General features: G+C 73.2%; 24 protein-coding genes and 1 riboswitch. Of the genes, 18 read left to right on the top strand and 6 right to left on the bottom strand.

Going from position 1 to position 25,033, the window contains the following annotated elements; all coding sequences use genetic code 11:
• Positions 1 to 32 precede the first annotated feature (32 nt).
• Together trpD and B100_RS0101015 are read left to right on the top strand one after the other, a co-directional pair.
• Positions 33 to 1,097, top strand: coding sequence for an anthranilate phosphoribosyltransferase (trpD, locus tag B100_RS0101020; protein WP_024882615.1), 1,065 nt, complete (start codon positions 33 to 35; stop codon positions 1,095 to 1,097).
• 72 nt (positions 1,098 to 1,169) lie between these two features.
• A riboswitch (SAM riboswitch) is annotated at positions 1,170 to 1,286 on the top strand.
• Between the two features lie 161 nt (positions 1,287 to 1,447).
• The gene (locus B100_RS0101015; protein ID WP_024882614.1) at positions 1,448 to 2,824 is read left to right on the top strand and encodes an aminotransferase class V-fold PLP-dependent enzyme; all 1,377 of its coding nucleotides are present in this window, start codon (positions 1,448 to 1,450) and stop codon (positions 2,822 to 2,824) included.
• Positions 2,825 to 2,858: 34 nt separating this feature from the next.
• Here the strand turns inward: B100_RS0101015 and B100_RS0101010 are convergent, their stop codons facing one another.
• Both B100_RS0101010 and B100_RS0101005 read right to left on the bottom strand, forming a co-directional pair.
• Positions 2,859 to 3,140: an Lrp/AsnC family transcriptional regulator gene (locus B100_RS0101010; protein WP_024882613.1), complete on the bottom strand. Its 282-nt coding sequence runs from the start codon at positions 3,138 to 3,140 to the stop codon at positions 2,859 to 2,861.
• Positions 3,137 to 3,862, bottom strand: a complete 726-nt coding sequence (locus B100_RS0101005; protein WP_024882612.1) for a rhomboid family intramembrane serine protease — start codon at positions 3,860 to 3,862, stop codon at positions 3,137 to 3,139. The genes B100_RS0101010 and B100_RS0101005 overlap by 4 nt, the downstream gene beginning before the upstream one ends.
• A 156-nt stretch (positions 3,863 to 4,018) precedes the next feature.
• On the opposite strand from B100_RS0101005, the gene B100_RS0101000 reads away from it, so the two are divergent.
• From B100_RS0101000 to B100_RS0100980, 5 genes are all read left to right on the top strand, one after another.
• Positions 4,019 to 4,258, top strand: a complete 240-nt coding sequence (locus tag B100_RS0101000) for a hypothetical protein (protein WP_024882611.1) — start codon at positions 4,019 to 4,021, stop codon at positions 4,256 to 4,258.
• 67 nt (positions 4,259 to 4,325) lie between these two features.
• Entirely contained in the window at positions 4,326 to 5,669 is a 1,344-nt protein-coding gene (locus B100_RS0100995) for an NYN domain-containing protein (RefSeq protein WP_024882610.1), read from the top strand.
• 231 nt (positions 5,670 to 5,900) lie between these two features.
• Positions 5,901 to 6,941, top strand: a complete 1,041-nt coding sequence (locus B100_RS0100990) for an NlpC/P60 family protein (RefSeq protein ID WP_024882609.1) — start codon at positions 5,901 to 5,903, stop codon at positions 6,939 to 6,941.
• Positions 6,942 to 7,128: 187 nt separating this feature from the next.
• Positions 7,129 to 8,142, top strand: a complete 1,014-nt coding sequence (locus tag B100_RS0100985) for a C40 family peptidase (RefSeq protein WP_024882608.1) — start codon at positions 7,129 to 7,131, stop codon at positions 8,140 to 8,142.
• Between the two features lie 33 nt (positions 8,143 to 8,175).
• Entirely contained in the window at positions 8,176 to 9,366 is a 1,191-nt protein-coding gene (locus B100_RS0100980; RefSeq protein ID WP_051489901.1) for a hypothetical protein, read from the top strand.
• Positions 9,367 to 9,507: 141 nt separating this feature from the next.
• Here the strand turns inward: B100_RS0100980 and B100_RS0100975 are convergent, their stop codons facing one another.
• A complete protein-coding gene (locus B100_RS0100975) occupies positions 9,508 to 10,743 on the bottom strand; it encodes a glycosyltransferase family 87 protein (protein WP_024882606.1) in 1,236 nt (411 codons plus the stop codon).
• A 121-nt stretch (positions 10,744 to 10,864) separates the two neighbouring features.
• On the opposite strand from B100_RS0100975, the gene B100_RS0100970 reads away from it, so the two are divergent.
• Positions 10,865 to 12,007 (top strand): glycosyltransferase family 4 protein, encoded by a 1,143-nt coding sequence (locus tag B100_RS0100970; protein WP_024882605.1) that lies wholly within the window; start codon positions 10,865 to 10,867, stop codon positions 12,005 to 12,007.
• A 186-nt stretch (positions 12,008 to 12,193) separates the two neighbouring features.
• On the opposite strand, the gene B100_RS0100965 is transcribed toward B100_RS0100970, so the two are convergent.
• Positions 12,194 to 13,990 (bottom strand): AMP-dependent synthetase/ligase, encoded by a 1,797-nt coding sequence (locus tag B100_RS0100965; RefSeq protein ID WP_024882604.1) that lies wholly within the window; start codon positions 13,988 to 13,990, stop codon positions 12,194 to 12,196.
• A 296-nt stretch (positions 13,991 to 14,286) separates the two neighbouring features.
• Between B100_RS0100965 and B100_RS0100960 the strand changes: the two genes are divergently transcribed.
• The 6 genes from B100_RS0100960 (at position 14,287) to B100_RS0100935 (ending at position 19,441) form a co-directional block, all read left to right on the top strand.
• Positions 14,287 to 15,084 (top strand): metallophosphoesterase, encoded by a 798-nt coding sequence (locus B100_RS0100960; protein ID WP_024882603.1) that lies wholly within the window; start codon positions 14,287 to 14,289, stop codon positions 15,082 to 15,084.
• Positions 15,085 to 15,226: 142 nt separating this feature from the next.
• Positions 15,227 to 15,664: an SRPBCC family protein gene (locus tag B100_RS0100955; RefSeq protein WP_024882602.1), complete on the top strand. Its 438-nt coding sequence runs from the start codon at positions 15,227 to 15,229 to the stop codon at positions 15,662 to 15,664.
• Positions 15,665 to 15,759: 95 nt separating this feature from the next.
• Positions 15,760 to 16,920, top strand: coding sequence for an ArsA-related P-loop ATPase (locus tag B100_RS0100950; RefSeq protein WP_024882601.1), 1,161 nt, complete (start codon positions 15,760 to 15,762; stop codon positions 16,918 to 16,920).
• A 58-nt stretch (positions 16,921 to 16,978) separates the two neighbouring features.
• Positions 16,979 to 17,515 carry a DUF5304 domain-containing protein gene (locus B100_RS0100945; RefSeq protein ID WP_024882600.1) on the top strand — a complete coding sequence of 179 codons (537 nt, stop codon included), beginning with the start codon at positions 16,979 to 16,981 and terminating at the stop codon, positions 17,513 to 17,515.
• 133 nt (positions 17,516 to 17,648) lie between these two features.
• Entirely contained in the window at positions 17,649 to 18,602 is a 954-nt protein-coding gene (locus B100_RS0100940) for an ROK family glucokinase (protein WP_024882599.1), read from the top strand.
• Positions 18,603 to 18,685: 83 nt separating this feature from the next.
• Positions 18,686 to 19,441 (top strand): endonuclease/exonuclease/phosphatase family protein, encoded by a 756-nt coding sequence (locus tag B100_RS0100935; RefSeq protein WP_024882598.1) that lies wholly within the window; start codon positions 18,686 to 18,688, stop codon positions 19,439 to 19,441.
• Positions 19,442 to 19,469: 28 nt separating this feature from the next.
• Here B100_RS0100935 and B100_RS0100930 read toward each other — a convergent pair whose 3' ends face one another.
• Together B100_RS0100930 and B100_RS0100925 are read right to left on the bottom strand one after the other, a co-directional pair.
• Positions 19,470 to 20,054: a hypothetical protein gene (locus tag B100_RS0100930; protein ID WP_024882597.1), complete on the bottom strand. Its 585-nt coding sequence runs from the start codon at positions 20,052 to 20,054 to the stop codon at positions 19,470 to 19,472.
• Positions 20,047 to 20,844: an alpha/beta fold hydrolase gene (locus B100_RS0100925; protein ID WP_024882596.1), complete on the bottom strand. Its 798-nt coding sequence runs from the start codon at positions 20,842 to 20,844 to the stop codon at positions 20,047 to 20,049. Before B100_RS0100925 ends, B100_RS0100930 begins: the two co-directional genes overlap by 8 nt.
• Before the next feature lie 196 nt (positions 20,845 to 21,040).
• Here B100_RS0100925 and B100_RS0100920 point away from each other — a divergent pair, with 196 nt between their 5' ends.
• From B100_RS0100920 to B100_RS0100905, 4 genes are all read left to right on the top strand, one after another.
• A complete protein-coding gene (locus B100_RS0100920; RefSeq protein WP_024882595.1) occupies positions 21,041 to 21,844 on the top strand; it encodes a lysophospholipid acyltransferase family protein in 804 nt (267 codons plus the stop codon).
• Positions 21,845 to 21,879: 35 nt separating this feature from the next.
• The gene (macS, locus tag B100_RS0100915) at positions 21,880 to 23,118 is read left to right on the top strand and encodes a MacS family sensor histidine kinase (RefSeq protein WP_024882594.1); all 1,239 of its coding nucleotides are present in this window, start codon (positions 21,880 to 21,882) and stop codon (positions 23,116 to 23,118) included.
• On the top strand, positions 23,115 to 23,807 hold the full coding sequence (locus B100_RS0100910) for a response regulator transcription factor (protein ID WP_024882593.1): 693 nt from the start codon (positions 23,115 to 23,117) through the stop codon (positions 23,805 to 23,807). Before macS ends, B100_RS0100910 begins: the two co-directional genes overlap by 4 nt.
• Before the next feature lie 126 nt (positions 23,808 to 23,933).
• Positions 23,934 to 24,962 carry a 6-phosphofructokinase gene (locus tag B100_RS0100905; RefSeq protein WP_024882592.1) on the top strand — a complete coding sequence of 343 codons (1,029 nt, stop codon included), beginning with the start codon at positions 23,934 to 23,936 and terminating at the stop codon, positions 24,960 to 24,962.
• The last annotated feature ends 71 nt before the right edge of the window (positions 24,963 to 25,033 follow it).

Below are 25,033 nucleotides of genomic sequence, written 5' to 3'. Positions count from 1 at the left end.
CCGGCCACCCGCTACGACCGTCAGGAGCGACCATGAGCGCTGTGACCCCCGCTGGAGGCGACAACGCGGCGGGCCGCTCCTGGCCCGCCCTGCTGAACGGCCTCCTGGACGGACGGAACCTGTCCGCCGACGACACCGCCTGGGCGATGGACCTGATCATGCGCGGCGAGGCGACCGACGCGCAGATCGCGGGCTTCGCGGTGTCCCTGCGCGCCAAGGGCGAGACGGTCGAGGAGATCACCGGCTGCGTCCGGGCGCTGTACGCCCACGCCAACGTCATCGACGTACCGGGCGCCACCGTCGACATCGTCGGCACCGGCGGCGACGGCGCCAAGACGGTGAACATCTCCACCATGTCCTCCATCGTCGTGGCCGGCGCCGGCGCGAAGGTCGTGAAGCACGGCAACCGCGCCGCGTCCTCCGCCTCCGGCGCCTCCGACGTCCTGGAGAAGCTGGGCGTCAACCTCGAACTCACCCCCCGCCGGGTCGCCGAGGTCGCCGAGGAGGCCGGAATCACCTTCTGCTTCGCGGTGAAGTTCCACCCGGCGCTGCGCCACGTGGCTGCCGCCCGCGGCCAGCTCGGCATCCGCACGGTGTTCAACTTCCTCGGCCCGCTGGCCAATCCGGCCCAGGTGAAGGCCCAGGCGGTCGGCGTCGCCGACCCGCGGATGGCGCCCATCATGGCCGGGGTGTTCGCTGGGCGCGGCCACTCCTCGCTGGTGTTCCGCGGCGACGACGGCCTGGACGAGCTGACCACCACCAGCACCTCCCGGGTGTGGGTGGTCCGCGACGGCGCGGTGACCGAGGAGAGCTTCGACCCGCGTGACGTCGGCATCGAGCTGGTGCCGGTGGAGGCGCTGCGCGGCGCCGACGCCTCCTACAACGCCGAGGTCGCCCGCCGCCTGCTGGACGGCGAACGGGGCCCGGTGCGGGACGCGGTGCTGCTGAACTCCGCGGCGGCGCTGGTGGCGCTGGAGCCGGGCGGCGGCACGCTCACCGAGCAGATCCGCGCCGGGATGGACAAGGCGGCCGAGTCGGTCGACTCCGGCTCCGCCAAGCGCGTCCTGGAGCGCTGGGTGGCCGTCAGCAACGCCTGAGAACCGTGCGGTTGTCCCGCGATCCGGACTCGGGTTGCGGGACGCCGGTCACCTCACGTAATTTCCCTGTCAGGTCATGAGTGACAGCCACAAGGCCCCGGCCGGCTGTCCGGCAACCCTCCGTCCGTGGCGGGGTGCCCCGGGTGAGGACCAGGCCGTGAGCAGCAGGGCGCACGGCAAGCGCGGACCCCTCGCACACCAGGGGTCCTGGTCGTCGAGGAGCCTTCCGTGAGCAAGCGAATGCGCTAGGGCGTCGAGCCCCGCCTCCGCACACCCCTTTCACTCTTCTTCCCGCGCCTGCGCGCCGTCCGCTCGCGCGGGGATCCGTCCTGCCTCACGGGAGTTCCGCCATGTCCGTCTCCGCCGTTGCCGCCGCCCCGTCCGTCCGTGCCCCGCTGCCCGTCCTCGGCCGGGACGTCACCGTCCCGCTCGTCACCGGCGGCGAGGTCACCTACGCCGCGCTCGACTATGCCGCCAGCGCCCCCGCCCTCCAGCGCGTCTGGGACGACGTGGCCGCGTACGCCCCGTACTACGGCAGCGTCCACCGGGGCGCCGGGTACCTGTCGCAGTTGTCCACCGACCTGTTCGAGAACGCCCGCCGGACGGTCGCCGAGTTCCTCGACTGCCGCATCGAGGACCAGGTGGTGTTCACCCGGTCCACCACCGACTCCCTCAACCTGCTCGCCGCCGCCCTGCCCGAGGGGTGCGAGGTCTTCGTCTTCGAGACCGAGCACCATGCCTCCCTGCTGCCCTGGCGGGGCGCCCGGGTGACCTACCTGGACGCGCCGGGCAGCCCCGCGCAGGCCGTCGCGACCCTGGAGCGGGCCCTAGCCGACCGCGACCCCTACGGCCCGGCCCTGGTCTGCGTGACCGGAGCCTCCAACGTCACCGGTGAGCTGTGGCCGGTCCGTGAACTGGCCGCCGCCGCGCACGCGCACGGCGCCCGGATCGTGCTGGACGCCGCCCAACTCGCCCCGCACCGCGCGGTGAGCGTGCGCGACCTGGACGTCGACTGGGTCGCCTTCTCCGGGCACAAGCTGTACGCGCCCTTCGGCTCCGGGGTGCTGGCAGGGCGCGCCGACTGGCTGCGCGAGGCCGAGCCCTACCTCGCGGGCGGCGGCGCCAGCCGCAAGGTCACCCGGCGCGCGGACGGCGGGGTGGACGTCGAGTGGCACGACGGCGCCGCCCGCCACGAGGCCGGCTCGCCCAACGTCATCGGCGCCCACGCCGTCGCCTCCGCCTGCGCGGCGCTCACCGAGGCCGGCTTCGACGCGCTGGCCGCGCGCGAGGACGCGCTGGTCGGCGCGGTGCGGAAGGGGCTGGCGGACGTGCCCGAAGTGCGGTTCCTGTCACTGTTCGGCCACGACGCGCCGCGGGTCGGTGTGCTGTCCTTCGTGGTCGAGGGCTGGAACAGCTCCCACTTCGCGGCGGCACTGTCCGCGGAGTACGGCATCGGTGTGCGGGACGGGCTGTTCTGCGCGCACCCGCTGGTGCGGCGGCTGGTGGGCAGTGAGGCGGGGGGCCAGGGGGAGTGCGGGGCGCCGGACGCGGGCTCGCTCAACGCGATTCGGGTCAGCTTCGGGGCCGGGACGCCGGACGAGCACGTCGAGCGGTTCGTGCGGGCGGTGCGGGAGCTGATCCGTGACGGAGCGCGGTGGTCCTACCGGACGGTGGAGGGACGGTGCGTGCCGGCCACGTCGGCTACGAACAGCCCCTCCGGCGTTTGAGGAGCGGGGCCCGGAGCGGAGCCCCGGGAGTGGGCTAGCTGTCCAGACCGATGGCGAACGCGGCCTCCAGGTCGTGCTGGGAGTACGTGCGGAACGCCACATGCGTGTCCGTGCCCTCGACCCCCTGGATCTTGCTGATCCGGCCGGGGATGACCTCCGCCAGGTCCTCGTGCTCACGGACCCGCACCATGGCGATCAGGTCGTACGTGCCGGTGACGGAGAAGACCTCGCTGACGCTGTCCAGCGCGGCGATCTGTTCCGCGATCTCGGGGATCCGGTCCACGCTGGTCTTGATGAGGACGATCGCGGTGATCACGGCTGGTTCTCTCCCTCGGGAGCCGGAGCAGGGGCGGACCTCACTGTAGTCGCCCCGCCGCGCCACACCCATGCGCAGCCGAACCCCAGGCCGAAGCCCACCAGGTGCGCCAGATGGGCCACCCCCGGCCCGCCTCCCGCCGCCGCCCACTGCAGGGCCGCCCAGAACGGCAGCACCACCCACGCGGGCAGCCGTACCGGCAGGAAGAGGGCGAACGGCAGGAGACTGGTGACCCGCCCCCGGGGGAACAGGAACAGGAACGCCCCGAGGACCGCCGAGATCGCTCCCGAGGCCCCGACCAGGGACCGCTCGGAGCCGGCGTTGGCGGCGGCGTACCCCAGCAGGGCGAGGTAGCCGCAGCCCGCGTAGCACAAGGCGAACCGCACCCGGCCCATCCGTGTCTCGGTCATCGGTCCGAACACGTGGAGGAACAGCATGTTGCCGAGCAGGTGCACCCAGCTGCCGTGCACGAACAGCGCCGTGGCGGGGGTGAGGACGGCCGCGAGGGACCCGTCGAACAGGTCTGCGGGGATCACGCCCCAGCGGCGGAAGTAGGCGCGCTGGGCGGCGAGCAGCTCGTCCCCGGAGCCGTGGGCCGGATGCAGGCCCGAGGCCGGCCCGACGAGGAAGACCAGGCAGCACAGCACGATCAGGGTGCGGGTGACCGGAGCGGGAGTGGTCCGGATCGCCCCGGCGGCCGCCGCGGCCCAGTTGCGGATCATGGCTACAGAGCATGACGTAACCGGACGCACCCACGCAGACCGCCTCGCCGCCGTGGACAGGCGGGCGGCGGGCACCCGGCAGGCCGTAGGGTTACGAGCCACACGCACCGGCCGCCCGGTGCGTCACGGACACTGGAAGGAAGGCGAACAGCCACGATGACGGTTCCTCTGCCGACCACCTCGACGCGGTGGCGTTGCACGCTCTGCGGCAACCTCACCCGTTTCGACGTGACCCGCTCGTCGAAGGTCGTCGAGTACGTGCACCTCGATCTGGCCGGAGAGCCCAAGGTCGAGGAGCGCGAGGTGCTCGATGAGACGATCGAGTCGGTACGGTGCCGCTGGTGCAACGCCGTGGATCAGGTGGAACTCGTGGACAGGCCGGGCGCCGGCTCCTGAAGCGGAGCGGGCCCCGCTGACGGCGGCCCCCGGGGCGGGGCCGCACACAGGCATTGGGGTGTGACGGATGGCGGAGACCACGGGCGGGGGGCCGCAGGACGGCACCGCCGAGGTGCTCGACCGCCCGCTGCCCGACGGAGTGCGCCGCCGGGTCGTCCAGATCGTCGCGGACGGCTTCGGCGGGCTCACGGTCGCCGAGCTGCCCGCGCAGCTGCGGCAGTACGCACGGTTCACCCCGAGCCGCCGCGCCAAGTTCGCCGGGAACGCCATGGCGGCGGCGCTGGAGACCGACCCGCTGTTCCGGCAGCGCATCGGGGAGAAGCTCAGAGAGGCCCAGCCGGAACTGACCGGCGCCCTGGACTCCGGCTCCCCGCCCCCGGCCGCGGACCCGCTCGATGTGGCGGCCGCGGCCTATGTGCTCCGCCCGGCCGGTTGGGTCAAGCTGGTCACCGCCGCCGGCGAGGAGGCCCAGCGCGCCGACGCCGAGCGCGCCGACGAGGAGACCCGCGCCGAGCTGGAGCGGCTGCGCGCCGAACTGGACCGGGCCCGTGACCACACCAGGTCCGAGACCGAGCGGCTGCGCGCCGAGCTGGACGCGGCGAAGAAGGAGACCGAGTCGCTCCACCGCAAGCTGCGCTCCGCCCTCGCGGACGTCAAGCGCGGCGAGGCCGCCGTGCGCAAGCTGCGGGGCGAGATGGAGGCCGTACGCGCCGAGGGGCATGCCCAGGTGTCGGCCGCCGAGAGCGAGAGCCGGCGCCTCAAGGCCCGGCTGGGGGAGACCGAGGCCGCCCTGGAGGCCGCACGCCGGGCCGCCCGCGAGGGCCGCAGCGTCGAGGACATGCGGGTACGGCTGCTGCTCGACACCGTGCTGGACGCCGCCCAGGGGCTGCGGCGCGAACTGGCGCTGCCTCCCGTGTCGGTGCGGCCCGCGGAGACCGTGGACGCCGTGGAGCCGGGCCGGATGACCCCGAAGGACATCGCCGCCCGCGCGCTGTCCGAGGACGACCCCGCCATCGTCGACCAGCTGCTGGCGCTGCCGCAGGCGCACCTGGTCGTCGACGGCTACAACGTCACCAAGACCGGCTATCCCCAAATGCCTCTGGAGAAGCAGCGATTGCGCCTGCTGGGGCAGCTGGCGCAACTCGCCGCGCAGACCGGCGCCGAGGTCACCTGTGTCTTCGACGGCGCCGAACTCGCCGCGCCGGTCCTGCTGGCCCCGCCGCGCGGGGTGCGGGTGCTCTTCTCCAAGCCGGGCGTCACCGCGGACGAACTCATCCGCCAGCTGGTGCGCGCAGAGCCTCCGGGGCGGCCGGTCATCGTCGCCTCCACCGACCGCGAGGTCGCCGACGGGGTCGCACGCGCCGGCGCGCGCCCCGTCGCGTCCGCCGTGCTCCTCAAAAGGCTTTCCTGATATCTGATGCACATCCGTCCCTCGTGCAACGTACCTGATCAATGCCCGAATTGACGGAACCGTCACGCAACGTAGCGTCAAGAGAACGTCACTGCAGGTGAGTTGCGGTGCGATAAACGCGCTGTAGCGGAGATTTTGTGCCCAGGGATTTGAACTGATCACAAGAGAATCACTAGGGTCAGCCTTCGAACCCTCGCTCGCGCGATCACTCTCGAGAAGGAGCTCGTCTCCGTGGCGTCCCACCGTCGTCCCAAGCAGCCGAGCCGCGCACGCGTGACTGTGCTCACCACCGCCGCCGCTGCCGCCGTCGTCATGAGCTCGCAGGCTGCCAACGCCGCCCCGAGCGAGAAGCCGAGCAAGGACGAGGTCAAGACCAAGGTCGACAAGCTCTACGAGCAGGCCGAGCAGGCCACCGAGAAGTACAACGGCGCCAAGGAGAAGCAGGAGAAGCTCCAGAAGGAGATCTCCACCATCCAGGACAACGTCGCGAAGGGGCAGCAGGAGCTCAACGACCTGCGCGACGGCCTGGGTTCGATGGCCAGCGCCCAGTACCGCAGCGGCGGCATAGACCCGTCGGTGCAGCTGTTCCTCTCCGCCGACCCGGACGACTACCTCGACAAGGCGTCCACGCTCGACCAGTTGAGCGCCCAGCAGGTCGAGGGTCTGAAGAAGATTCAGGAGAAGCAGCGCGAGCTCGCCCAGCAGCGCTCCGAGGCCGCCGAGAAGCTCAAGGACCTCTCCTCCACCCGCGCCGAACTGGGCAAGAAGAAGAAGGAAGTCCAGGGCAAGCTCGCCAGCGCGCAGAAGCTGCTGAACAGCCTCACCGCCGCTGAGAAGGCGCAGCTCGCCGACGAGCAGAGCCGCGCCACCCGCGCCAGCGAGCGCGACGCCCTCTCGGTCAACGTCCCGGCCGGCTCCGGCCGCGCCGCCGCCGCCTTCGCCGCCGCGCAGAGCAAGCTCGGCACCCCGTACGTCTACGGCGCCACCGGTCCGTCCTCCTACGACTGCTCGGGCCTGACCTCCTGGGCGTACGCGCAGGCCGGCGTCGGCATCCCGCGTACCTCCGAGGCCCAGACCGGGGCCGGCACCAAGATCTACTCGGTGGACCAGCTCAAGGTCGGCGACCTGGTGTTCTTCTTCAACGACCTGCACCACGTGGGCCTCTACGCGGGCAACGGCCAGATCATCCACGCCCCCCGCACCGGCACCGTCGTGCGCTACGAGTCGATGAACACCATCGGCGGCCCCTTCATGTTCGGCGTGCGCGTCTGACCCGACCCGGGTGCCCCCGTTCGGGGGATTCCCGGCGGTCCGGCTCCGTCCCACGCCCCGCCTCGACCCCAGGTCACAGGCGGGGCGTCACCGTGTGTACCCGCCCTGGCCGTGGATATGACGGCGGCCCTGGAGGCTACTGTCTGCCGCGTTTCCCTGTCCGCCAGCGGAAGGAGCGCGGCTTCCCGTGGGGTCCCATCGTCGTACCGCACCGTCTTCAGGATCCGACCGGAGCACCGTCCTCGCCCTCGGCCTGCTCTCCGCGGCGGCCACCGCGCTCGGCGCGGTGCCGGCCACGGCCGCGCCGCAGGAGGACACCCGGGCCGAGGTCGACCGCCTCTACGAGGAGGCGGAGAAGGCCACCGAGGCGTACAACGCGGCCGGGGAGCGGGCCGAAACCCTGCGCCGGGAGATCGCCGACGTCCAGGACGTGATCGCCCGCAAGCAGCAGCGCGTCAACACCATGCGGGAGTCGCTGGGTTCGCTCGCCGGCTCGCAGTACCGCTCCGGCGGGCTGGAGCCCACCCTGGCCCTGCTGCTCTCCGACGACCCGGAGGACTACCTCGAGAAGGCCTCCGCGCTCGACCGGATCGGCGTCCACCAGAGCGCCGAACTGAAGAAGCTCCGCGGCACGTTGCGTTCCCTGGCCCAGGACCGCGCCGAGGCGTCCGGACGGCTCGGCGCGCTGGAGCGCAGCCGCAAGGCCGCCGCCACCCACAAGCGGACCGTGGAGGGCAAGCTCGCCGAGGCCCGCCGGCTGCTCAACTCCCTCCCGGCCGGTGAACGCGCCGCCTGGGACCGGGCCTCCCGCTCCGCCCGCGCCGACCTGCTCGGCCCCGGCGGCGCCCCCGCCTCGGGACGCGCGGCCGCCGCCGTCGCCGCCGCCCGCTCCGCCCTCGGCAAGCCCTACGTGTGGGGCGCCAACGGCCCCTCGGGCTTCGACTGTTCCGGACTGACCCAGTGGGCGTACGCCCAGGCCGGCGTCGCGCTGCCGCGCACCTCGCAGGCCCAGCGGTACGCCGGACGGCAGGTCCCGCTGTCCGAGGCCCGCCCCGGCGACCTGGTCCTCTACCGCGCCGACGCCTCCCACGTGGGGATGTACATGGGCAACGGCCAGGTGATCCACGCGCCCTACCCGGGCGCCCCCGTGCGCTACGACCCGGTGGGCATGATGCCGGTCTCGTCGGTCACCAGGGTCTGACCCCGGCGGCCCCGCGCCCGTACCCTCGGAAAGGTGGCTGGTCGAACGCGGGTGTCCGGGGCGGCGGTGGCGGCGTTGTGTCTGCTGCTCGTCGCCCTCGTGGGGTGCGGTGGCGGGCCCGCCGTGGACGCCGCCCGCGCGCAGGTGCAGTCCCTGCTCGATCGGCGCGCGGACGCGGTCCTCGACCGGGACGCCGCCGCCTACGCCCGCACCGGCACCCGGGACGGGTTCGACAACCTGCGCGCCGTGCCGCTCGCGGACTGGTCCTACCGCGTCACCGCGCTGGACCGCACGGGCGACCGGGCCACCGCCGCCGCCGACCTCAGTTACCGCGTCGAAGGACACGACCCCTCCCCGGTCGTCACCGCCCGCACCCTGAGCCTGAGCCGGGACCGGGACGGCGACTGGTCGGTGGACGCCGACCGCCCGGCCGACGACTCCGGGGAGCAGCTGTGGGACCAGGGCCGGGCCCAGGCCGTCCGCGGCGAGCGGAGCCTGGTGCTGGGCGTCGGGCAGTCCGCCGGGGCCCTGCGCGACTACGCGGAGCTCGCCGACCGCGCGGTGCCCGCCGTCTCCGACGCGTGGGGCGCGCGGTGGGCCCGCGGCGTCGTCGTCCTGGTCCCCCGGACGCTGGAGGGCATGGCGGGCCTGCTCGGCTCGCCTCCGTCCTCCTACCGGGGCATCGCGGCCGTCACCACCGGGGCCACCGGGGCCGGCCCCCGGGCCCCGGCGGACCGGGTCATCGTCAACCCGGACGCCTTCGGCCTGCTCGGCGACTCAGGACGGCAGGTCGTCCTCACCCACGAGACCACCCATGTCGCCACCCGCGCGCACACCTCCGCCGCGACCCCGCTGTGGCTGTCCGAGGGGTACGCCGACTGGGTCGGCTACCGCGACGCCGGCCGCACCCCCGCCGAGGCGGCACCGGAGCTCGCCCACGCCGTGGGCCGGGGAGAGGTGCCGGGCGCGCTGCCCGAGGACGACGACTTCGGCTTCACCGGCGACGCGGACGGGCTGGCCCGGGCCTACGAGGGCAGCTGGCTGGCCTGCCGGATGATCGCCGACCGCTGGGGTGAGGACCGCCTCGGCGCCTTCTACCGCGCTGTGGGCGCGCATCGGGACCGGGAGGGTGCGGTGCGGGATGCCATGGATCGGGTCCTCGGCACCACGCCGGAGGACTTCACCCTCCAATGGCGTGACTACGTACGGGACGCGTTGCGTTGAAGGTTCGGTGTCGGGACGGCTCCGCCGGTGGGGCGGTGGGGCCCGTGGGGCCGGGGCCGTGCTTCGTCGCCGGGTGCGGGGCGTCGGGGGCTGGGCGCGCAGTTCCCCGCGCCCCTTGGGGGCGCTGGTCGCGTCCCGGGGTCAGGACGGCACCGTGGTCCGCTCCGCCCAGGACGGGCCGGGCGCCGTGGGGACCTTCCGGCGCCCCGGCACCGACGCGCACCACAGGATGCGCGCCGCCAGCAGCGTCGCCGCCACCAGCAGGCCGTTGCGCAGCACCAGCAGCGTGATGCCCAGTCCGTCGCTCGCCACCACGTTCCCGAAGTACACCGGGAACTCCAGCACCGTCACCGGGCACGCCACCAGCACCAGCACCGCCGGCCGCCCCATCCGGCTCTCCCGGAAGCACAGGCAGGCCGCCGCCGTCCCCACCAGCCACACCATGTACTGCGGGCTGATCACCCGGCTGGTGACGGTGAACATCAGCACCGCCGTGAACGCCGCGTCCGCCGCCGTGTGCGGCTCGAACCGGGTCGCCAGCAGCCGCCACAGCACCAGCCAGGCCAGCGCGGCCCCGGTCAGGAACAGCGCCCCGGTGCTCACCCAGCTCACGTACGGGCCGAGGAACTCCACCGAGCCGTAGTTGAGCAGCACCTCGCCGTCCCAGCCGTGGTGCCGGGCCACGTGGAACACCAGCGCGCCCAGCGACTCGACCTCCGTGCCCCGGTCCCGCTGGAAGCCGAGGAACGCGAAGGCCCCCGGCATCAGCAGCGCGAACAGCCCGGCCACGACCACGCCGGTCACCGCCGCCGACACCCACGCGCCGCGCCGGCGCACCGCGAGCAGCAGCAGCGCCGGCCACACCTTCAGCAGCGCCCCGAACGCCACCAGCGCCCCCGCCAGCCGGGGGTGCCGGCCGGCCGCCAGCAGCGCGGCCACCGCCACCGCGGTCACCATCACGTCGTAGCGGGCGTACACCGTCGGTCCGAGCAGCGGCACGCCCGCCACCCACATCCACGCCCCGCGGCGGGACCGGCCGGCGCCGCGCGCCCCGCGCAGCAGCAGGGCCAGCGTCACCAGGTCGGCGACCAGCGCCAGCACGAAGAAGGCGGTGGCGTACTCCAGGAACGGCAGCACGGCGGGGGAGAGGATCGCCAGGGCCGCGGCCGGCGGGTACTGCCAGGTCACGTCGTCCAGCGGAAACGTTCCGGTGACCAGGACGTCGTACCAGCCCCGGTAGATCGCCGAGACGTCGCTGGTGACGTCCGGGCCGGGGAAGACCACCACCTTCAGCACGCACAGCAGCAGCGCCGCACGCGTCACCCCCCAGAGGCCCAGCAGCGGTGCCAGGGACCCTCGTGCGGCCGTCGGTTCCACGTGATCCCTGCCTGTCGGTGTCGCGGTCGTGAGGGGCCATGATGGCGCGGAAACCCGTGCACATGCCACCGAGCACCGCCGTGGCGGACGGCACAACAACCGTTCGGTAGGGTCGGCCGCGATGCACAAGACCCTGATCGTCACGAACGACTTCCCGCCCCGCCCCGGCGGCATCCAGGCGTTCCTGCACAACATGGCGCTGCGGCTGGACCCGGAGCGCCTCGTCGTCTACGCGTCCACCTGGAAGCGCACCCGGGAGGGCGTCGAGGCGACAGCCGCCTTCGACGCCGAGCAGCCCTTCACCGTCGTACGGGACCGCACCACGATGCTGCTGCCCACGCCCGCCGTCACCCGGCGGGCCGCCGGGCTGCTGCGCGAGCACGGGTGCACCTCGGTGTGGTTCGGGGCGGCGGCACCGCTCGGCCTGATGGCCCCGGCCCTGCGCCGCGCGGGCGCCGAGCGGATCGTGGCGACCACCCACGGCCACGAGGCCGGCTGGGCCCAGCTGCCCGCCGCACGCCAACTGCTGCGCCGCATCGGTGAGTCCACGGACACGATCACCTACCTGGGCGAGTACACCCGGTCCCGCATCGCCGGCGCGCTCACCCCCGAGGCGGCCGCGCGGATGGTGCAACTGCCGCCCGGCGTCGACGAGAAGGCCTTCCACCCGGGCTCGGGCGGCGACGAGGTGCGCGCCCGCCTCGGACTGGCCGGCCGGCCGGTGGTGGTGTGCGTCTCGCGGCTGGTGCCGCGCAAGGGCCAGGACACGCTGATCCGGGCGATGCCCGCGATCCTCGCCGCCGAGCCCGACGCGGTGCTGCTGATCGTCGGCGGCGGTCCCTACGAGAAGGACCTGCGCCGGCTCGCCGCGGACACCGGCGTCGCCGCCTCCGTCCGCTTCACCGGCTCCGTCCCCTGGTCCGAACTGCCCGCGCACCACGGTGCGGGGGACGTCTTCGCGATGCCCTGCCGGACCCGCCGCGGCGGCCTGGACGTCGAGGGCCTCGGCATCGTCTACCTGGAGGCGTCAGCGACCGGTCTGCCCGTCGTCGCCGGCGACTCCGGCGGCGCCCCGGACGCGGTCCTCGACGGCGAGACCGGCTGGGTCGTACGAGGCGGCTCGGCCGAGGAGACGGCCGAACGCGTCATCGCCCTCCTGGCCGACGAGGAACTCCGCCGCAGCATGGGCCGACGGGGCCGGCAATGGGTCGAGGAAAAGTGGCGCTGGGACCTCCTTGCCGACAAGCTGAAAACCCTCCTCTGACGCGAAAGCCGCCCTCAGACCGAGGGCGGCTTTCCGCTCCAGGGGCGCGGGGAACCGCGCGACCAGCTTCCACGGCGGGGCACTCGCACGACGGGCGGGAATCACCCTCCAGGGGCGCGGGGAACCGCGCGACCGACCCCCACGAACCGGCACCCGCCACGGCGAGCACCCCCACCCCAGTTGCCGCTACTTGGCGTAGATCGCCTCGATCTCGTGCGCGTAGTCCTTCGCCACAACATTCCGCTTCAGCTTCAGCGAAGGCGTCAGATGCCCCGACTCCTCGGTGAACTGCGCCGGAAGAATCCGGAACTTCCGCACCGACTCCGCCTTCGACACCGCCGCGTTCCCGTCGTCCACGGCCGCCTGGATCGCCGCCAGCAGATCCGGGTCCTGGCCCAGCGACACCGCCGTCGACCCCGCGGGCTTCCCGTGCTCCGCGCACCAACGCCCGAGGAACTCCTCGTCGATGGTGACCAGCGCGCCCACGAAGGGCCGCCCGTCGCCGACCACCATGCACTCCGCGACCAGCGCGTGCGCCCGGATGCGGTCCTCGATGACCGCCGGGGCGACGTTCTTGCCGCCGGCCGTCACCAGGATCTCCTTCTTCCGGCCGGTGATCCGCAGGTAGCCGTCCTCGTCCAGGGTGCCGATGTCCCCGGTGTGGAACCAGCCGTCGGCGAGCGCCTCGGCGGTCGCGGCCGGGTTGTTCCAGTACTCCTTGAACAGGTGCTCGCCGTGCAGCAGCACCTCGCCGTCGTCCGCTATGCGCACGACCGAGCCCGGCAGCGGCTGGCCGACCGTGCCGATCTTCTGCCGGTCCCACGGGTTGAAGGCGGTGGCCGCGCAGGACTCGGTCAGGCCGTAGCCCTCCAGCACGCTGAAGCCGATGCCGCGGAAGAAGTGGCCGAGGCGCTCACCCAGTGGGGCGCCCCCGGAGATGGCGTACTCGCCGCGCCCACCCAGGACCGCGCGGAGCTTGCCGTAGACCAGCTTGTCGAAGACCTTGTGCTTGACCTTCAGGCCGAACGAGGGACCCGACGGGGTGTCCAGCGCCTGGCTCCAGGCGATCGCGGTGTCGGCGGCCTTGTCGAAGATCTTGCCCTTGCCCTCGCCCTGCGCCTTGGCGCGCGCCGAGTTGTAGACCTTCTCGAACACCCGCGGCACGCCCAGGATCAGCGTGGGCCGGAAGGAGGCCAGCTCGTCGGTGAGGTTCTTGATGTCGGGCACGCAGCCCAGCTTGATCGGCGCCATCATGGGCGCGATCTGCACCAGCCGGCCGAAGACGTGGGCGAGCGGGAGGAACAGCAGCACCGAACACTCACCGGTGCGGAACAGCGGACGCAGCCGCTCCACGATGTTGCCGCACTCGGCGAAGAAGCTGCGGTGGGTCAGCACGCAGCCCTTGGGGCGGCCGGTGGTGCCGGAGGTGTAGACGATGGTCGCCGGGTCGTCGGCCTTGGCGACCGAGCAGCGCTCCTCGACCGTCTCGTCGCTGACGTCCGCGCCGAGGCGGCCCAGCTCCTCCAGGCCGCCGCCCTCGATCTGCCACACGTTCTTCAGCGCGGGCAGCCGGTCGCGTACGGACTCCACGGTCGCCGTGTGGGTGTCGAGCTCCACGAGGCAGGCGGTGGCGCCGGAGTCGCCGAGGATCCACGCCACCTGCTCCGCCGAGCTGGTCTCGTACACCGGCACGGTCACCGCGCCGGCGCTCCAGATCGCGAAGTCCAGCAGCGTCCACTCGTAACGGGTGCGCGACATCAGGGCGACCCGGTCGCCTGGCTGCACGCCCGCGGCGATCAGGCCCTTGGCGGCGGCCCGCACCTCCGCGAGGAAGGTGGTGGCCGTCACGTCCTGCCACGCTCCGCCGACCTTGCGGGCCATGACGGCGACATCGGGATGCTGCGCGGCGTTTCTGCGGACGATGTCGGTCAAATTGCCGTCCGCGGGGACCTCGTACAGGGCCGGAAGGCTGAACTCGCGCAAGACTGCTGCTCCTCTTAGGGCGCCGGCGCCACGACGTTGTGCGATGCGACGGTGCGGTCCAAGACTCGGGCGGGTGCTCGCGAATTCACTGGTTGAAATCCCGAGCACGACTGGACTGCCCGGACGTTACCCGCCGGTATGGCTGTCACGACAGGGGGGCCCCGCCAGATGTTCGCTGCGTCACACAGGTTGGTGTTTCATTGCGCACAGTAGTCCACGGCCGAAGCGGCGAGCCAGTAACCGCAGGTAGGCCCGCCATTGTTCACGTATGCCCCACAGGATTACGCTTGATCACCATGGCACCCACACCCGGCGGAGACCGGCGCACCCGCGTCCACGTGGTCAGCGACGTACACGGCAACGCGAGCGGCCTGGCCCGCGCCAAGGACGGCGCCGACGCCCTGGTCTGCCTCGGTGACCTGGTGCTGTTCCTCGACTACGCGGACCACTCCCGCGGCATCTTCCCCGACCTGTTCGGCACGGAGAACGCCCACCGCATCGTGGAGCTGCGCACCGCGCGGCGCTTCGAGGAGGCACGCGAGTTCCAGCGCGGCCTGTGGGCAGGCATCGGCGTCGACCGTGCCACGGCGATCGAGACGGCGGTGCGCAAGCAGTACGCCGAGCTGTTCGCCGCCTTCCCCACCCCGACGTACGCCACCTACGGCAACGTCGACGTGCCGCCCCTGTGGGCGGAGTACGCCGTCCCCGGCACCACCGTGCTCGACGGGCAGCGGGTGGAGATCGGCGGCTGGACCTTCGGCTTCGTCGGCGGCGGCCTGCGCACCCCGATGCGCACGCCCTACGAGATCGACGACGAGGAGTACGCGGCGAAGATCGAGGCCGTCGGCGAGGTCGACGTGCTGTGCACGCACATCCCGCCGGAGGTCCCCGAGCTGGTCTACGACACCGTCGCCCGCCGCTTCGAACGCGGCAGCACGGCGCTGCTGGAGGCGATACGCCGCACCCGCCCCCGCTACGCGCTGTTCGGCCACGTCCACCAGCCGCTGGTGCGGCGGATGAGGATCGGCGCCACCGAATGCGTGAACGTGGGGCACTTCGCGAGCACCGGACGGCCCTGGGCGCTGGAGTTCTGAGGACCGGCCGGAGGCGGTCGCCCCAGGTCGGGTGAGTTCGGCCGGTGCGGCGCGCGGTAGCCTTCGCTGCACGCGTGTGCGCCGCGTCACCGCGCGCACGGCGAGGACGACCTACCGGCCCGCATCTGGAGGAGCCACGGCGATGGCGGAACACACCAGCTCGAGCATCACCATCGAGGCGGCACCGGCCGACGTGATGGGGGTGATCGCCGACTTCGCCCGCTACCCCGACTGGACGGGTGAGGTGAAGGAGGCGGAGGTCCTCAGGACCGACGCCGAGGGCCGCGCCGAGCAGGTGCGCCTGGTCATGGACGCCGGCGCGATCAAGGACGACCAGACCCTGGCGTACACCTGGAGCGGTCCGCACGAGGTCTCCTGGACGCTGGTGAAGTCGCAGATGCTGCGCTCCCTCGACGGCTCCTACGTCCTCACCCCGGCAGGTGCCGGCACCGAGGTCACCTACCGGCTGACCGTCGACGTCAAGATCCCCATGCTCGGCATGATCAAGCGCAAGGCCGAGAAGGTCATCATCGACCGTGCCCTCGCGGGCCTGAAGAAGCGCGTCGAGTCCCACCCGTAGCCGCCGGGGCGGCACAGGCGGGCGACGGGGCAGGCGTCCCGCGAGCGCGGGCACGCGGACCCGCCCCCGCCCCGCGTCCGTTACCGTTCACCCCCATGCGCACCCTCCTGATCACGGGCCCCGGCGGCAGCGGACGCACCACGACCGCGGCCGCCACCGCGCTCGCCGCCGCCCGCTCAGGCGCCCGCACCCTGCTGCTCGGCACCGACCGCACGGACACCCTCGGACCGGTCCTCGGCGACCGGGACGTACCCGGACTCACCGTGCGCCGGACCGACCCCGACGCGGGCTTCCGGGCCGACCTCGCGGCCCTCCAGGACCGCGCGGGCGGCGCCCTGGACCTGCTCGGCGCCTCCCGGCTGGTCCCGGAGGAGACCAGCCCGCTGCCCGGCGCCGAGGAACTCGCCGTCCTGCGCGCCCTGCGGGACGCCGCACGCGACGAGGAGAGCTACGACCTCCTCGTCGTCGACCTCCCCGCCACCCCCCGGGCGATCTCGCTCCTCGCGCTCCCCGACGAACTGCGCCGCGCGCTGCACCGCCTCCTGCCGCCCGAACGGCAGGCCGCCCGCGCCCTGCGCCCGGTGCTCGGCCGGCTCGCCGGCGTCCCGATGCCCGCCGAGTGGATCTACGAGACGGCCACCCGCCTCGACCTCCAGCTCGCCGCCGTCGAGGCCCTCCTCGCCGACCGCGGCACCGCCGTACGCCTGGTCGCCGAACCGGGCCCGGCGGGCGCCGACGCCCTGCGCACCGCCGCCCTCGGCGTCGCCCTGCGCGGACTGCGCCTGGACGCCGTGATCGCCAACCGCGTCCTGCCGGAGAGCGACGCCGACAGCTGGCTGGCCGGACCCGTCGCCCAGCAGCGCAAGACCCTGGAGGAGTGGCGCGAGGAACACGACGTCCACCCGGTCGCCCACCTCGGCCGCGACCCGCGCGGCGCCGACGACCTCGCCGTGCTCGCCGTACCGGTCGTGCCCGCCGCCCCCACGGCCACCGGCACCGCCGAGTGGCCGGTCACCGACCGGCTCGCCGAGGACGGCGTCCTGATCTGGCACGTGCCGCTGCCCGGCGCCCGCCGGGACGCCCTCGACCTCGTCCGGCGCGGTGACGAACTGGTCGTCACCGCCGAGCCGTTCCGCCGCGTCGTCCCGCTGCCCTCCGCGCTGCGCCGCTGCACCGTCGACGGCGCCGCCCTGCGCGAGGGCGAGCTGCGCGTCAGGTTCCGGCCCGATCCGGCGCTCTGGCCGCGCACCCGGTGAAGCGGCGACGGCCGTTCGGGTACCGTCGAGGGGGCCACCCGCAGTCAAGGAGTCCGTCATGAGCGAACAGCTCCCACCGCCCGACGACGCCGCGAACCAGGCCAAGGACGACACCGTCGGCACGCCGGTGGACGACGCCCGCGCGGACCGTGCCGAGGCCCACGCCGACGCCTGGGCGACCGCGGCCGCCGAGGACCTCGAAGAGGAACGGGCCCGCCGCCGCGCCCGCTACGGCCCGCCCCCCGGCTCCGCCGCCGAGGAACTGCGCAAGCTGGTCGACGCCGTCGCGGACAAGCTCTCCGGGCTGCAGTCCCCGCTGCTCGGCGCGGTCGCCGGACCCGCCGCCCAGCAGGTCGTCCGCCAGGTCGTCCAGCAGGCCAAGGCCGCCGTCGAACCGGTCATCGAGCGCAACCCCGACGTGTTCGACCACCTCGCCGCGGCGGGCGGCGAACTGCTCGCCGCCTACCGCTCCGCCGTGCAGGACCAGGAACGCCGCTGGACGGCGCGCGACACCGCCCCGCGCGACCCCGACGAGCGCCGCGACCCCGGTGACGATCCCGGCACCGGTCCCGGCGAGCGCATCGACCTGGACTGACCCCGGCGGCACCGGTCACCGGCGGGGCGCCCATGATCCCCGCCGGGCCGCCCGGCCTGCGGACACAGGGACGGCGAGCCCGTCGCCTCGGGTACCGTTGGCGTAGCGGGGCTCGACCGGAACTGAGGGATTCATGGGACTCACCATCGGCGTCGACATCGGCGGCACCAAGATCGCGGCCGGCGTGGTCGACGAGGAAGGCGCCATCCTCTCGACCCACAAGGTGCCGACCCCGGGCACGCCCGAGGAGATCGTGGACGCCATCGCCTCCGCGGTGGAAGGAGCACGCGCCGGACACGACATCGTCGGCGTGGGCATCGGCGCGGCCGGATACGTCAACCGCCAGCGCTCCGAGGTCTACTTCGCCCCCAACATCCTCTGGCGCAACGAGCCGCTCAAGGAGAAGGTCGAGGCCCGCGTGGGCCTCCCGGTCGTCGTGGAGAACGACGCCAACGCCGCGGCCTGGGGCGAGTACAAGTTCGGCGCGGGCAAGGGCCACCGCAACGTCATCTGCATCACCCTGGGCACCGGCCTCGGCGGCGGCGTGATCATCGGCAACAAGCTGCGCCGCGGCCACTTCGGCGTGGCCGCCGAGTTCGGCCACATCCGCATGGTGCCGGACGGCCTGCTGTGCGGCTGCGGCTCGCAGGGCTGCTGGGAGCAGTACGCCTCGGGCCGCGCCCTGGTCCGGTACGCCAAGCAGCGCGCCAACGCCACCCCGGACCAGGCCCAGACCCTGCTCGCGCTCGGTGACGGCACCCCCGAGGGCATCGAGGGCAAGCACGTCTCCATGGCCGCCCGCCAGGGCGACCGGGTGGCCGTCGACTCCTACCGGGAGCTGGCCCGCTGGGTCGGCGCCGGACTCGCCGACCTGGCCTCCCTCTTCGACCCCTCCGCGTTCATCGTCGGCGGCGGCCTCTCCGACGAGGGTGAACTGGTCCTCGGCCCGATCCGCAAGTCGTACCGACGCTGGCTGGTCGGCGGCAACTGGCGCCCGGTCGCCGAGGTCCTCGGCGCCCAGCTCGGCAACAAGGCCGGCCTGGTCGGCGCGGCCGACCTGGCCCGGGAGCCCGACCCGATCATGTGACGGCGCGACGGCATGTGGCCACGCCCGCCCGACCCTCCCCGGGGGACGGCGGGCGTCGCCGTTTCCGGCGTATCTTGATCGTCATGGCGACGACTCCGCTGCTGCCAGGATCCCGGACCGAGGCCGACGGCTCGGCCGTCGTCCGGGTGCTCAGCTACAACATCCGCTCCCTGAAGGACGACACCGCCGCCCTCGCCCGGGTGATCGGTGCCTGCGCACCCGACCTGGTGCTGCTGCAGGAGGCGCCGCGGTTCTTCCGCTGGCGCAAGAAGCTCGCCCGGCTCGCCTCCGACTCCGGCCTGGTGACGCTCTCCGGCGGGGCCACCGCCGCCGGGCCCGCCCTTCTGTGCTCGCTGCGGGCCACCGTCGAACGTACCGAGGACGTGCTGCTGCCGCTCACCCCCGGGCAGCACCGGCGCGGCTTCGCCACCGCCGTCGTACGGTTCGGCGGGGCGCGGCTCGGGGTGCTGAGCTGTCACCTCTCCCTGCGTGCCGACGAGCGCCACGAGCAGGGCGGGATGCTGCTGGACCGGGTGGCCGGGATGGGCGTCGACCACGTCGTCGCGGGCGGGGACCTCAACGACGAGCCGGCCGGGCGCACCTTCCGGCGGCTGGCCGGCACCCTCACCGACTGCCGGACCGCCGCGCCCTGGGGCGGCGAGCACACCTGGACGCACAGCGACCCGCCCAAGCGTATCGACGCCCTGTTCGTCACGAAGGGCGTCGAGGTGCTGGGCTGCGGGGTGCCTCACGACCAGCCGGGGGTGACGGAGGCGGACCTGAGGGCGGCCACCGACCACCTGCCGGTGCTGGCCGCCCTGAAGATCCCCGCTTCCTGAGGCCCGTCGGACAGGCCCTGGCCCGGCCTCAGACCACCGCGCCCCGGCCCGGGTCGTCGTCGTCCTCGTCGTCCGTGCGCATCCGGGTCACCAGTGTGACGGCGCCGCCCAGGAAACCGCCGATGCACAGGGTGGTCAGCCACCAGGTCATCTCCCAGCCCAGCAGTATCGCCAGCAGGAGCAGCACCGGGGCGCCCAGCACTCCCAGCCAGGCGAACTTGGAGGTGACGTCCGCCTCCGGCAGCGGCGGCGGCTCCGGCGGCACGAAGTGCCCCTCGTCGCTCCCGCCGAGGTCCTCCTCCGCCGGCTCGGCCACGCTGTAGTCGCGGGGGCCGACCCCGGGGGCGAAGGACACGGAACCGCCCAGCGGCCTGGCCGGCTCGTCCTCCTCCGTCTTGCGCGGCGGCGCCTTGGTCCCGGCGCCGTCCTCGTCGTTGGTCTCGGTCTCCAGCAGCGCCAGGTCCTCCACCGACTTGAACGGCTTGGCGCCCGGCGGGTCCTTCGGCTCCTCGCCGAACCCGGCGACGATCGCCTCCCAGGCGGCGGCCTCGTCGAAGGGGACGCCCTTCTCCTCCGGCTCGCGGCCCTCACGGTCCGAGTCGTGCTCAGCCACCTGCGGTCGTCCCTTCGTTGCCGAGACCGGGCTCCTTGACGGCGCCGGGTGCGAGCCGGTCGATGAACGCGGTGCTCTCCCGGAAGATCCGCTCCGCGTCGTAGTCCAACGTCGCCACGTGGTAGCTCTGTTCCAGCAGGATCTCCGTCACGTCCACGGACGACACACGGCCGAGGATCCGCGCCGCGTCCGCGGGCGGGACCACATGGTCCTGCGGGCTGCGCATCAGCAGCAGCGGCTGCGTGACCTGCGGCAGCTCGCCGTCGACGATCCGGAAGAAGTTCCGCAGGGAGTGCGCCGCGTGCAGCGGCACCCGGTCGTAGCCCAGCTCACGGCTCACCGGCTTGGCGATGTCGCTCGCGATGCCCTTGGTCGCCGGGACGAGATGGCGGAGCACGGGCAGGGCGTGCGCCGCCACCCCGTGCACCTTGTTCGCCGGGTTGACGACCATCACCCCGCTCACCGCGTCGCCGTGCCGCGCCGCCAGCCGCAGCGCCAGCGCGCCGCCCATCGACAGCCCGGCCACGAACACCCGCTCGCGGCGGTCCCGCAGCAGCCGCAGTTCGCGCTCCACCTGCGCGTACCAGTCCTGCCAGCCGGTGACCCCCAGATCCTGCCAGCGGGTGCCGTGCCCGGGCAGCAGCGGCAGCGAGACCGTCAGACCGCGCTCGGCGAGATGCTCCGCCCACGGGCGCAGCGACTGGGGGGAGCCGGTGAAGCCGTGGCAGAGGAGGACGGCGGTCTCCCCGCCCTCGTGACGGAACGGCTCGGCTCCGGTCAGGAGCGGCACCTTCGGCCTCCTGTTCGTGGGACTCGGGGAAGGTCCGGCACGTCATGACGGCCGGCACGGGGCCGGCCACGGTTTGCAGGACCTTCACCGTACGCGACCGCACTGACACCGACCAGGGCCGTCGGGGCCTTCGGGCGCGCTCCGGGATATGGTCTGACCAACACGCACAGGAGGCACTCGGTTGTTGTACGGCACGATGAAGGTCGCCATCGGAGCGCCGCTGAAGCTTGCCTTCAGGCCCTGGGTGGAGGGCCTGGAGAACGTCCCCGCCGAGGGCCCCGCGATCCTGGCCAGCAACCACCTGTCGTTCTCCGACTCCTTCTTCCTCCCGGTGATGCTCGACCGCAAGGTCACCTTCATCGCCAAGGCCGAGTACTTCACCACGCCCGGAGTGAAGGGGAAGCTGACGGCCGCCTTCTTCAAAGGCGTGGGCCAGCTTCCCGTGGACCGCTCCGGGGCGCGCGGCGCGGGCGAGGCGGCGATCAAGAGCGGCATAGAGGTGCTGGAGCGCGGTGAGCTGTTCGGGATCTACCCCGAGGGCACCCGCTCGCCCGACGGCCGCCTCTACCGCGGCAAGCCCGGCGGTCTGGCCCGCGTGGCGCTGGCCACCGGGGCGCCGGTCGTCCCCGTCGCCATGATCGACACGGAGAAGATCCAGCCCCCGGGGCAGGTGATGCCCAAGCTGATGCGCCCCGGTATCCGGATCGGCAAGCCCCTCGACTTCAGCCGCTACCAGGGCATGGAGCACGACCGTTTCGTGCTCCGCGCCGTGACGGACGAGGTCATGTACGAAATCATGAAGCTGTCCGGCCAGGAGTACGTCGACATGTACGCCACCGCCATGAAGCGGCAGCTCGCGGAGGCGGCCAAGGCGGAGAAGGAAGCGGAGAAGGCGGCGAAGGCCGCCCTCGTCCGGGCGGACAGGGAACAGGCGGAGAAGCTGAAGGCGGCCATGGAAGAGGCGGACCGGGGACGGACCGGGGGACGTTCCGAGCGGTAGCCGCGACCGGGTCGCACCGGGGGAGTGGGGGGATCATGGCCCAGCGCGACAGAGTCATGCGTATGTCGGTGGAGCAGCCGCTGTGGCGTGCCCTCGCCGGATACCGGCTGCTCGCCATGGTGTACGCGATCGGCCTGTTCGCGGCCGCCCACGACGGGTTCACCCGTCCCTGGCTCGCCGTCGCCTACTTCGCCGTCCTCGGCGTGTGGACCCTCGCCACCCTGCCCAGGGTCGCGAGCGCCGCCGCCTGCACCAAGCCGTTCCTCGCCGTCGACCTCACCATCGCCGTCACCGGCATCCTGATCACCCCGATCGCCGACGCCGCCGAACGGGTCCACGAGGGCGGTCCCACCCTGCCGTCCATCTGGACCGCCGGGTCGGTGCTCGCCTTCGCCGTCAAGGGCGGCTGGCGCTGGGCGGCCCTCGCCTCCACCCTCGTCGCCGTCGCCAACCTGGTCGAACGCGGCAACCCGGCCCGCGACACCGTGCACAACGTCGTCCTCGTCTGGGTCGCCTCCATCGCCATCGGCTACGTCGTCGAGGTCGCCCGTGCCTCCGAACGCACCCTCGCCCGCGCCCTGGAGATCGAGGCCGCCACCCGCGAGCGGGAGCGCCTGGCCCGGGACATCCACGACAGCGTGCTCCAGGTGCTGGCGATGGTGCAGCGGCGCGGCGCGGTGATCGGCGGCGAGGCCGCCGAACTGGGCCGGATGGCCGGCGAGCAGGAGGTCGCGCTGCGCACCCTCGTCTCCGGCGGCCTGGTGCCCGTCTCCCGGGCCTCCGAGGACGCGGCCCTGGGAGCGGTCGTACGGACCGTCGAGGAGGACGAGCCGGCGGACGACGGGCCGGTGGACCTGCGGTCCCTGCTCGCCCCGCACGCCGGATCCCGGGTCGGTCTCGCCGAACCCGGCGCGCCCGTGACGCTGCCCCCGGCCGCCGCGCGGGAGGTGGCCGCCGCCGTCGGTGCCGCCCTGGACAACGTCCGCCGGCACGCGGGGGAGCAGGCCCGCGCCTGGATCCTGGTCGAGGACGAACCGGACGAGGTGATCGTCACCGTCCGCGACGACGGCCCCGGCATCCCCGAGGGACGGCTCGCCCAGGCCGAGGGGGAGGGGCGGCTCGGGGTCGCCCTGTCCATCCGTGGCCGGCTGGGCGACCTCGGCGGCAGCGCCGACGTGATCTCGGTGCCCGGCCAGGGCACGGAGGTCGAACTCAGGGTGCCCAGGCACCGGCAGGACACGAACGACCCACGGGGGAAGGCGGAACAGCGATGAGCGGGACGACCGTCGGCACCGGGACGCCGATCAGGGTGATGGTGGTCGACGACCACCCCATGTGGCGGGACGCCGTCGCCCGCGACCTGTCCGAGTCCGGCTTCGAGGTCGTCGCCACCGCGGGCGACGGCGACCAGGCGGTGCGCCGCGCCAAGGCCGCCGCCCCCGACGTCCTCGTCCTCGACCTGAACCTGCCCGGCAAGCCCGGCGTCCAGGTGTGCAAGGAGGTCGTCGCCGCCGACCCCGCAGTCCGCGTCCTGGTGCTCTCCGCCAGCGGCGAGCACGCCGACGTCCTGGAGGCCGTGAAGTCCGGCGCCACCGGCTACCTGCTGAAGTCCGCCTCCACCGAGGAACTGCGGGACGCGGTGCGCCGCACGGCCACCGGCGACCCGGTGTTCACCCCGGGCCTGGCCGGACTGGTCCTCGGCGAGTACCGCCGCCTCGCCTCCGAACCGGCCGGCCCGGCCGGCGGCGCGGAGCAGTCCAGGGCGCCCCGGCTGACCGAGCGCGAGACCGAGGTGCTGCGCCTGGTCGCCAAGGGACTGAGCTACAAGCAGATCGCCGAACGGCTGGTCATCTCCCACCGCACCGTGCAGAACCACGTCCAGAACACCCTCGGCAAACTCCAGCTGCACAACCGTGTGGAGCTCGTCCGGTACGCCATCGAGCGCGGCCTCGACGACGCGTAGCCGCCCCAACGCCCCGTCCTGTCCCGGGATTTACCGTCCCGGCCATGTCGATGTGACCCCGATCACCCTTACCGTGCCAGGTGGGAACGAACGGCATTCCGTCAACCATGGCGAAGGGACACTTCCATGCGGGTCGGAGTACTGACCGGCGGCGGCGACTGCCCCGGGCTCAACGCCGTCATCCGGGCCGTCGTCCGCAAGGGCGTACAGGAGTACGGCTACGAGTTCACCGGATTCCGGGACGGCTGGCGCGGTCCCCTCGAAGGACGCACGGTCCCCCTCGACATCCCCGCGGTCCGCGGCATCCTGCCGCGCGGCGGCACCGTCCTCGGCTCCTCGCGCACCAACCCGCTCAACGAGGACGACGGCATCCGCAAGATCAAGGACAACCTCGCCGCGCTGGGCGTGGACGCGCTCATCACCATCGGCGGCGAGGACACCCTCGGCGTCGCCACCCGCCTGGCCGACGAGTACGGCATGCCCTGCGTGGGCGTGCCCAAGACCATCGACAACGACCTGTCCGCCACCGACTACACCTTCGGCTTCGACACCGCCGTCGGCATCGCCACCGAGGCCATCGACCGGCTGCACACCACCGCCGAGTCCCACATGCGGGTCCTGGTCGTCGAAGTGATGGGACGCCACTCCGGCTGGATCGCCCTGCACTCGGGTCTGGCCGGCGGCGCCAACGTCATCCTCCTCCCGGAGCACCCCTTCGACGTCGACCAGGTCTGCGCCTGGGTCACCTCACGGTTCCGCGCCTCCTACGCCCCGATCGTGGTCGTCGCCGAGGGCGCGGTGCCGCGCGACGGCGACATGGTCCTCAAGGACCGGTCCCTGGACGCCTTCGGACACGTCCGGCTCTCCGGGGTCGGCGAATGGCTGGCCAAGCAGATCGAGAAACGCACGGGGAAGGAGGCGCGGACCACCGTCCTGGGACACGTGCAGCGGGGTGGCACGCCCAGCGCGTTCGACCGGTGGCTCGCCACCCGCTTCGGCCTGCACGCCATCGACTGCGTCCGCGACGGCGACTTCGGGAAGATGGTCGCCCTCGACGGCACGAACATAGTCCGCGTCCCGATAGCGGACGCGACGGCCCAGTTGAAGACGGTTCCGCCGTCTCTCTACGAGGAGGTGGGGGTCTTCTTCGGGTAGCGCCTGGCCGCGGGCAGTCCGTGGCTGGTCGCGCAGTTCCCCGCGTCCCTGAGGGGCGCTTCCGCCGCGGC

The sequence above is a fragment of the Streptomyces sp. CNH189 genome, assembly GCF_000527195.1.
This window is presented reverse-complemented; position numbering and strand designations above follow the sequence as displayed.